Annotated in this window: 9 protein-coding genes; all 9 read right to left on the bottom strand. The window is 65.7% G+C overall.

Annotated elements, in window-relative coordinates; genetic code table 11:
* Positions 1-473: GTP-binding protein (locus HHL11_RS32755; protein ID WP_169416340.1), on the bottom strand; the 473-nt coding region annotated here is incomplete at its 3' end.
* Positions 474-646: 173 nt separating this feature from the next.
* Positions 647-2,749: an elongation factor G gene (fusA, locus tag HHL11_RS32750; protein WP_169422835.1), complete on the bottom strand. Its 2,103-nt coding sequence runs from the start codon at positions 2,747-2,749 to the stop codon at positions 647-649.
* A 69-nt stretch (positions 2,750-2,818) separates the two neighbouring features.
* The gene (gene rpsG / locus HHL11_RS32745) at positions 2,819-3,292 is read right to left on the bottom strand and encodes a 30S ribosomal protein S7 (protein ID WP_169422834.1); all 474 of its coding nucleotides are present in this window, start codon (positions 3,290-3,292) and stop codon (positions 2,819-2,821) included.
* 173 nt (positions 3,293-3,465) lie between these two features.
* Complete coding sequence (gene rpsL, locus HHL11_RS32740) at positions 3,466-3,843, bottom strand: 30S ribosomal protein S12 (RefSeq protein WP_017759704.1); 378 nt, start codon at positions 3,841-3,843, stop codon at positions 3,466-3,468.
* Between the two features lie 129 nt (positions 3,844-3,972).
* Positions 3,973-5,118: a D-alanyl-D-alanine carboxypeptidase family protein gene (locus HHL11_RS32735; RefSeq protein WP_169422833.1), complete on the bottom strand. Its 1,146-nt coding sequence runs from the start codon at positions 5,116-5,118 to the stop codon at positions 3,973-3,975.
* 11 nt (positions 5,119-5,129) lie between these two features.
* On the bottom strand, positions 5,130-5,759 hold the full coding sequence (locus tag HHL11_RS32730; RefSeq protein ID WP_169422832.1) for an alpha/beta hydrolase: 630 nt from the start codon (positions 5,757-5,759) through the stop codon (positions 5,130-5,132).
* Positions 5,759-6,103: a (2Fe-2S) ferredoxin domain-containing protein gene (locus HHL11_RS32725; protein WP_169422831.1), complete on the bottom strand. Its 345-nt coding sequence runs from the start codon at positions 6,101-6,103 to the stop codon at positions 5,759-5,761. The genes HHL11_RS32730 and HHL11_RS32725 overlap by 1 nt, the downstream gene beginning before the upstream one ends.
* A complete protein-coding gene (locus HHL11_RS32720; RefSeq protein ID WP_169422830.1) occupies positions 6,100-7,236 on the bottom strand; it encodes a VanZ family protein in 1,137 nt (378 codons plus the stop codon). The genes HHL11_RS32725 and HHL11_RS32720 overlap by 4 nt, the downstream gene beginning before the upstream one ends.
* A complete protein-coding gene (locus HHL11_RS32715; protein WP_169422829.1) occupies positions 7,233-7,655 on the bottom strand; it encodes a CopD family protein in 423 nt (140 codons plus the stop codon). Before HHL11_RS32715 ends, HHL11_RS32720 begins: the two co-directional genes overlap by 4 nt.
* Positions 7,656-7,767: the final 112 nt, after the last annotated feature.

Raw genomic sequence — 7,767 nt, 5'->3', positions numbered from 1 at the left:
AGCAGTTCGCGCACTTCCATTTCGACCAGTTCCAGCAGTTCCGCGTCGTCCACCATGTCGCACTTGTTCATGAACACGATGATGTAGGGCACGCCCACCTGGCGCGCCAGCAGGATGTGCTCGCGCGTCTGGGGCATCGGGCCGTCAGCGGCCGACACCACCAGGATGGCGCCGTCCATCTGGGCGGCACCGGTGATCATGTTCTTCACGTAGTCGGCGTGGCCGGGGCAGTCCACGTGCGCGTAGTGACGGTTCTGCGTCTCGTACTCGACGTGCGCGGTGTTGATCGTGATGCCGCGCGCCTTTTCTTCGGGCGCCGCGTCGATCTGGTCGTAGGCCTTGGCTTCGCCGCCGAACTTGGTCGACAGCACGGTCGTGATCGCCGCCGTCAGGGTCGTCTTGCCGTGGTCCACGTGGCCGATCGTGCCGACGTTGACGTGCGGCTTGGTCCGCTCGAATTTGCCTTTTGCCATTCAATAATCTCCGATAAAGAGCAATGCCCGTGATGGGGTTTTACGTCTGCACCCGGCTCCTGGGTCCTGCGCCACGGGCAGCACAGGGGGTCGGATCGCAGACGACTAACTGACTAGCTTCCAGCCAGTGAGGTCAGAGCAGTCGCTTCGCTTCCTGGTCTGACCCCAAGTCGTTACTTCGTCCGAGCCGTGATGATGGCCTCGGCGACGTTCTTCGGAGCTTCGCTGTAGTGCTTGAACTCCATCGTGTACGTCGCACGGCCTTGCGACATCGAGCGCAGCGTCGTGGAGTAGCCGAACATTTCAGCCAGCGGGACTTCGGCCTTGATGACCTTGCCGCCGCCGGGCATGTCGTCCATGCCCTGCACCATGCCGCGGCGGGACGACAGGTCGCCCATCACGTTGCCGGCGTAGTCTTCCGGCGTCTCGACTTCCACCGACATCATCGGCTCGAGGATCACCGGCTGGGCCTTCTTGGCGCCTTCCTTGAAGCCGAAGATGGCGGCCATCTTGAACGCCAGTTCGTTCGAGTCGACGTCGTGGTAGGAGCCGAAGTGCAGCGTGACCTTCACGTCCACCACCGGGTAGCCGGCCAGCACGCCTTGCGTCACGGCTTCGTTGATGCCCTTTTCCACCGCGGGAATGAATTCGCGCGGCACCACACCGCCCTTGATGGCGTCGACGAACTGGATGCCCTTGCCCACCTCGTTCGGCTCGAGCTTGAGCACGACGTGGCCGTACTGGCCCTTGCCGCCCGACTGGCGCACGAACTTGCCTTCCGCGTCCTCGACGACGCGGCGGATGGTTTCGCGGTAGGCCACCTGCGGCTTGCCCACGTTGGCTTCCACGCCGAACTCGCGCTTCATGCGGTCGACGATGATTTCCAGGTGCAGCTCGCCCATTCCGGCGATGATGGTCTGGCCCGACTCTTCGTCGGTGCGGACGCGGAACGACGGGTCTTCGGCGGCCAGGCGGTTCAGGGCAATGCCCATCTTCTCCTGGTCGACCTTGGTCTTCGGCTCGACGGCCTGCGCAATCACCGGCTCCGGGAACACCATGCGTTCGAGCATGACGATGGACGCCGGGTCGCACAGGGTTTCACCGGTCGTGACGTCCTTCAGGCCCACGCAGGCGGCGATGTCGCCGGCGCGGATCTCGTCGACTTCCATGCGGTTGTTGGCGTGCATCTGCACGATCCGGCCGATGCGCTCCTTCTTGCCGCGAATCGGGTTGAACACGCTGTCGCCCTTGGACAGCACGCCCGAGTACACGCGCACGAAGGTCAGCTGGCCCACGAACGGGTCGGTCATCAGCTTGAACGCCAGCGCCGAGAACTTCTCGCTGTCGTCGGCCTTGCGGGTGGTCGGCTGCTCGTCTTCGTCCGTGCCCTTGACGGGGGGAATGTCCACCGGGGAAGGCATCAGTTCGATGACGGCGTCGAGCATGCGCTGCACGCCCTTGTTCTTGAAGGCGGTGCCGCACAGCATCGGCTGGATCTCGCCGGCGATCGTGCGCGTACGCAGACCGAAGGTGATTTCCTCTTCCGTGAGGTCGCCTTCTTCCAGGTACTTGTTCATCAGGTCGTCGTTCGCTTCGGCAGCGGCCTCGACCATCTTCTCGCGCCATTCCTTGGCGGTTTCCACCAGGTCGGCCGGGATGTCTTCGAAGTTGAACTTCATGCCCTGGGAGGCTTCGTCCCAGATGATGGCCTTCATCTTGCGCAGGTCGACCACGCCGGTGAAGTTTTCCTCGGCGCCGATCGGGATCACGATGGGCACCGGGTTCGCCTTCAGGCGGACCTTCATCTGCTCGTAGACCTTGTAGAAGTTCGCGCCGGTGCGGTCCATCTTGTTGACGAACGCGAGGCGGGGCACCTTGTACTTGTTGGCCTGGCGCCAGACGGTTTCCGACTGCGGCTGCACGCCGCCCACGGCGCAGTACACCATGCAGGCGCCATCCAGCACGCGCATGGAACGCTCCACCTCGATGGTGAAGTCCACGTGGCCGGGGGTGTCGATGATGTTGATGCGGTGCTCGGGGAAGGACATGTCCATGCCCTTCCAGAAGCAGGTGGTGGCAGCCGACGTGATCGTGATGCCGCGCTCCTGCTCCTGCTCCATCCAGTCCATGGTGGCGGCGCCATCGTGCACTTCGCCGATCTTGTGGTTCACACCCGTGTAGAACAGGATGCGCTCGGTCGTGGTGGTCTTGCCGGCGTCGATGTGCGCGCTGATACCGATGTTGCGGTAGCGCTCGATGGGCGTTTTGCGGGCCATGATGAGTCTTTCTGTAAATGGGCACAGGCCCGCTCGTGGCGGGCCCGCACCGCTAGATGGGGACGATCTTTAGAAGCGGAAGTGGCTGAAGGCCTTGTTGGCCTCGGCCATGCGGTGCACTTCGTCACGCTTCTTCATGGCGCCGCCACGGCCTTCCGTGGCTTCCATGAGCTCGTTCGCCAGGCGCAGGGCCATGGACTTCTCGCCGCGCTTCTTGGCGGCTTCCTTGAGCCAGCGCATCGACAGCGCCAGGCGGCGCACCGGGCGCACTTCGACCGGAACCTGGTAGTTCGCACCGCCGACGCGGCGGGACTTCACTTCGACCATGGGCTTGATGTTGTTGATCGCCATGGTGAAGGCTTCCAGCGGGTCACGGCCGGGGTTCTTCTTCTCGATCTGCTCGAGGGCACCGTAAACGATGCGCTCGGCAACCGCCTTCTTGCCGCCTTGCATGATGACGTTCATGAACTTGGCGAGCTCGACATTGCCGTACTTGGGATCCGGCAGGATTTCACGCTTGGGGACTTCGCGACGACGTGGCATTTCTAACCTCTACTCTTTGCTTCAGTTGGCCTGCCCTTGCGGGGGCCGCGGGAGCCATCAAGGACATCCCACTTACTCGACCCGGAACTGGGTCACTACGCTTGATTCGCCTGCCTGGCGATTCGAGCACCGACAAACGACAGACTGATTACGCCCTCTTGCGGGCCAGGCCCTTAGGCCTTCTTCGGGCGCTTCGCGCCGTACTTGGAGCGGGACTGCTTGCGATCCTTCACGCCTTGCAGGTCCAGGGAACCGCGGACGATGTGGTAACGCACACCGGGCAAGTCCTTCACACGGCCGCCGCGCACGAGCACCACGGAGTGTTCCTGCAGGTTGTGGCCTTCACCGCCGATATAGGAGATGACTTCGAAACCGTTGGTCAGGCGCACCTTGGCGACCTTGCGCAGCGCGGAGTTCGGCTTCTTCGGCGTCGTGGTGTACACGCGGGTGCACACGCCACGGCGCTGGGGGCTGTTCTGCATCGCGGGGCTCTTGGATTTGGTCTTCTCGACCTCCCGGCCCTGACGCACCAGTTGATTGATGGTTGGCATTGAAAAAAACGTCCCGTTAATTACGTGAAATCCGTTCGAGAACGGAAAAGCTTTCCCACCCCAAATTGCGGGAAAGCCCGCGAGTATAGCCCGGGTGGTGAAAACCCGCAAATATGGGGCTGGGCCGGCCTACTTGATCCAGAGGCGGATGGCGTCCCAGGCCCGGCCGAAAATCCCCGCCTGTTCCACGGTTTCCAGCGCCACCAGCGGCACCTCCCGCAGCACCTGCTCGCCCGAGAGGATCTTCAGCGTGGCGACCTTCTGGCCCTTCTGGATCGGGGCGACCAGCGGGTCGGGGCGGGCCACCTGGGTCTTGATCCGGCTGCCGCTGCCGGCCGGCACGGCCAGCACGATCGGCTGCGGCTGGCCCAGCTTCACCGTCGTGGCCGAGCCTTTCCAGACTTGCGGTTCCAGCACCGCCTGGTTGGCACCGAACAGCTTCAGGCCCTCGAAGGCCGTGAAACCCCAGTTCAGCAGCTTCTGGGTTTCGTTCGCCCGCGCCGAGTCGCTGGTGGCGCCCAGCACGATCGCCAGCAGCCGGCGGCCCTGCAGGTTGGGGAAGTCGCGCTTGGCCGTGGCGATGACGCAATAGCCCGCCGCATCGGTATGGCCGGTCATCAGCCCGTCCACCGTCGGGTCGCGGAACAGCAGCGTGTTCCGGTTGGTGTCGTTGGCCGTCGGCGTGCCCTGGTAGCGGTACTTCTTGATCGCGTAGTACGGCAGGTCCTGCGGGAAGTCCTGGATCAGGCGGGTGGCCAGGACGCCCAGGTCGCGCGCGGTGCTGGTGTGGCCTGGCGCCGGCAGGCCCTCAGGGTTCTTGAAGGTGGTGTGGCTCATGCCCAGCGCCTTCGCCTGCTGGTTCATCAGCTCGACGAAGTGCTCCACCGTCCCGCCCACGCCTTCGGCCAGCGCGACCGTGGCGTCGTTGCCGGACTGCACCACCATGCCCTTGATCAGGTCCTCCACCGGCACCTGCATCTTGGGGTCGATGAACATGCGCGAACCGGGGGTCTTCCAGGCCCGCGTGCTCACCGGCAGCTTCTGGTCCAGGCGGATCTTGCCGGACCGCAGCGCGTCGTAGACCAGGTAGGCGGTCATCAGCTTGGTCAGCGACGAGGGCTCGACCTGGACATCGGCGTCCTTGGCGGCCAGCACCTGGTCGGCCGTCACGTCCAGCAGCAGGAACTGGCGGGCCGCGATCTGCGGGGCTTGCGGCACCTGGGCCGCCGCCACGGCGCAGAAAAGGAAGATCCAGGGCGCCAGCAGCGCCCTCATCCAGGCAGGTTTCATCCCTGTACGCGCAGGTGGCGGACCACCAGGCTCTTCAAAAGGGGCAATTGTCCGTGGAAGAAATGCTCGACCCCGGGGACGACCGTAACCGGCAGTGTCTGCGGCCGGGCCCAGTCGAGCACCGAAGCAAGCGGCACCGTGTCATCCACTTCGCCGTGGATGGCCAGGGTGCGCTCGTGCGCCTCGGGCGGCAGCGCCGGGACCGCGAAGCGCGCCGTGGCCGTGCCCACCAGCACGATGTGCCTGATTTCGCGGGCTCCCCACAGTTCCTGCAGGGCCTGGATGGTGACGAAGGAGCCGAAGGAAAAGCCCGCCAGCGCCAGCGGACCGGCGCCTGCCAGCTCGCGCACGGCGGCCAGCAGGTCCTGCATCTCGCCGCGGCCCTCGTCGAACTGCCCCTCGCTGGCGCCGACGCCGCGGAAGTTGAAGCGGATCGCCGTCCAGCCGCATTGCACGAAGGCGCGGGCCAGCGTCTGCACCACCTTGTTGTCCATGGTCCCGCCGAACAGCGGATGCGGATGGGCGATGACCGCCGTACCGGCGGGCGGGCCTTCCGGCTGGTCGCGCAGCGCCTGCAGCCGCCCCGCCGGGCCGGCGATCTCCAGCTTCTCGGTGCGGGAGTTCATCAGCGACCGAGGTGCGGCGGGGTCAGCAGGCGTTCGACCACTTTGCCGTTCTTCAGGTGCGATTCGACGATCTCGTCGATGTCCGCCTCGTCCACATAGGTGTACCAGGTGCCTTCGGGGTAGACCACGGCGATCGGGCCGCCCTGGCAGCGGTCCAGGCAGCCGGCCTTGTTCACCCGCACCTTGCCCGGGCCTGCGAGCCCCTGCGCCTTCACCTGCTTCTTGCAGCGGTCGAACGCCGCCTGGGCGTTGTGGTCCGCGCAGCAAGCCTCGCCATTGGTGCGCTGGTTGAGGCAGAAGAAGACGTGGTGTTCGTAGTACTGGGGAGACGAAGGCGCGGTCATTGCGGGATTGTAGGAGGGGCCTCCGGGCGGGAAACCCGCAGCAGCACATAAACCAGCGCCACGTAAGGCCAGATCCAGCCGAGCCACTGCGCCAGGCCGTGAAAACGGATGAAGCGGCCCTGCTCCCAGGCCTGCAGCGTGTCCGTGAAATACGCACTGGCCGACGCCTGGTTCAGGACGCTGAGGTGCACCACCAGGGCCAGCAGCAGCACCGCCGCACAGCCGCGGCGCGGCACCGGCAACATCAGCAGCGACAGCACGAAGCCGAAGGCCAGGCCCATGCGCACCGCCACGCTGAGCCAGGCCCAGGCATGCGAAGGTCCCCAGCTCAGGGCGGCGGACAGCGCGGTCACGCCGATGCCCACCGCAAGCGCGACGACGGCGAAGATCGCGCGCCGGCCCACCGTGCGCAGGATGCAGTACCCCAGCAGGCAGGGAATGAAGGCACCGAGCGCGACGCACAGCAATTCGGCGGCGGGCACCAGCGGCTGCAGTTCGATGTCCCGCACCGGCAGCCATTCCAGGAAGGGCGTGTCCTGCAGCCAGTCGGCGATGCCCGCTTCGAGCCGCTCCAGCACCTGGCCCAGCCCCAGCGGCACGGCCGCCGGGAACAGCAACGCGAACGGCCACAGCGCCAGCAGCACCAGCGCACCGCGCGACTCCGGAATGAACCAGCGCGCGCGGAAGCGGCTCCAGCGCGAGATGGCGCCCACCAGTTCCAGGCCGGCAGCGACGCTCGCACCCAGCAAGGTGCCCGCCACGTTGAGCCCGAAATCGACGTTGCTGGCAACGCGCGAGGGCAGGTAGTTCTGCAGCGTCTCCATCGCCAGCGACAGCGCGGCGCCGGCCAGCACCGCCACGGCCACCGCGCCGACATTCGGGTGGCCGGCAAACCGGCGCACGTTGCCGCGCCTCAGGAAGCTCAAGGCCAGCAGGAAGCCCAGCGGCATGTAGCCCACGACGTTGGCGCCGATGTCGAACCAGGTCCAGTAACGGGGCCAGCCGGCGAACAGGAACTCCCAGGGCGCGATCTCCTGGTCGCGCCAGCCGGAGAAGGGGTAGAGGCTGGCGTAGACCACCAGCGCCGTGTAAGCGCCGGCCAGCGGCCAGGCCGATGTCTTGTGCGCGCTCAAAAGGGCTTCACCACCACCAGGATCACGGCCGCCACCAGGAACAGCACCGGCACTTCGTTGAAAACGCGGAACCAGCGATGCCCGCGCTGACTGGCGCCTGACTCGAACTTGCGCAGCATCACCGCGCAGCCGTGGTGATAACCGATGGTCAGCAGGACAACCGCCAGTTTGGCGTGCAGCCAGCCGCTGCCGCGCCCGATGCCGTATCCCAGCCACAACCACAGGCCGAGGGCGAGGGCCGGCACCGCGAGCATCGTCGTGAACCGCAGCAGCTTGCGCGCCATCAGCAGCAGCCGGGCCCTCTCGGCCTCGGAGCCGGGCGGCACCATGGCGAGGTTCACGAAGATGCGGGGAAGATAGAAGAGGCCGGCAAACCAGCTGGCCACGAACACGATGTGGAAGGCCTTGACCCAGAGCATTTGCCCCGAGTGTACGGATGCGGGACCCACCAAAAAAAAGACCCCGGCCACCGGCCGGGGTGCGAAGCCTTTTTGCTGTCACACATCAAGGCGCCCGCTCAGGGAGGAAAAG

The organism is Ramlibacter agri, from assembly GCF_012927085.1.
GTDB lineage: Bacteria > Pseudomonadota > Gammaproteobacteria > Burkholderiales > Burkholderiaceae_C > Ramlibacter > Ramlibacter agri.
Note: the sequence above shows the minus strand (reverse complement) of the source record. Positions and strands in the feature narration are given on the sequence as shown.

Bases quoted from the DNA above. Each gene is read 5' to 3' on its own strand.
- fusA (WP_169422835.1), bottom strand. From the start codon at position 2,749: ATGGCCCGCAAAACGCCCATCGAGCGCTACCGCAACATCGGTATCAGC.
- rpsG (WP_169422834.1), bottom strand. From the start codon at position 3,292: ATGCCACGTCGTCGCGAAGTCCCCAAGCGTGAAATCCTGCCGGATCCC.
- rpsL (WP_017759704.1), bottom strand. From the start codon at position 3,843: ATGCCAACCATCAATCAACTGGTGCGTCAGGGCCGGGAGGTCGAGAAG.
- HHL11_RS32735 (WP_169422833.1), bottom strand. From the start codon at position 5,118: ATGAGGGCGCTGCTGGCGCCCTGGATCTTCCTTTTCTGCGCCGTGGCG.
- HHL11_RS32730 (WP_169422832.1), bottom strand. From the start codon at position 5,759: ATGAACTCCCGCACCGAGAAGCTGGAGATCGCCGGCCCGGCGGGGCGG.
- HHL11_RS32725 (WP_169422831.1), bottom strand. From the start codon at position 6,103: ATGACCGCGCCTTCGTCTCCCCAGTACTACGAACACCACGTCTTCTTC.
- HHL11_RS32715 (WP_169422829.1), bottom strand. From the start codon at position 7,655: ATGCTCTGGGTCAAGGCCTTCCACATCGTGTTCGTGGCCAGCTGGTTT.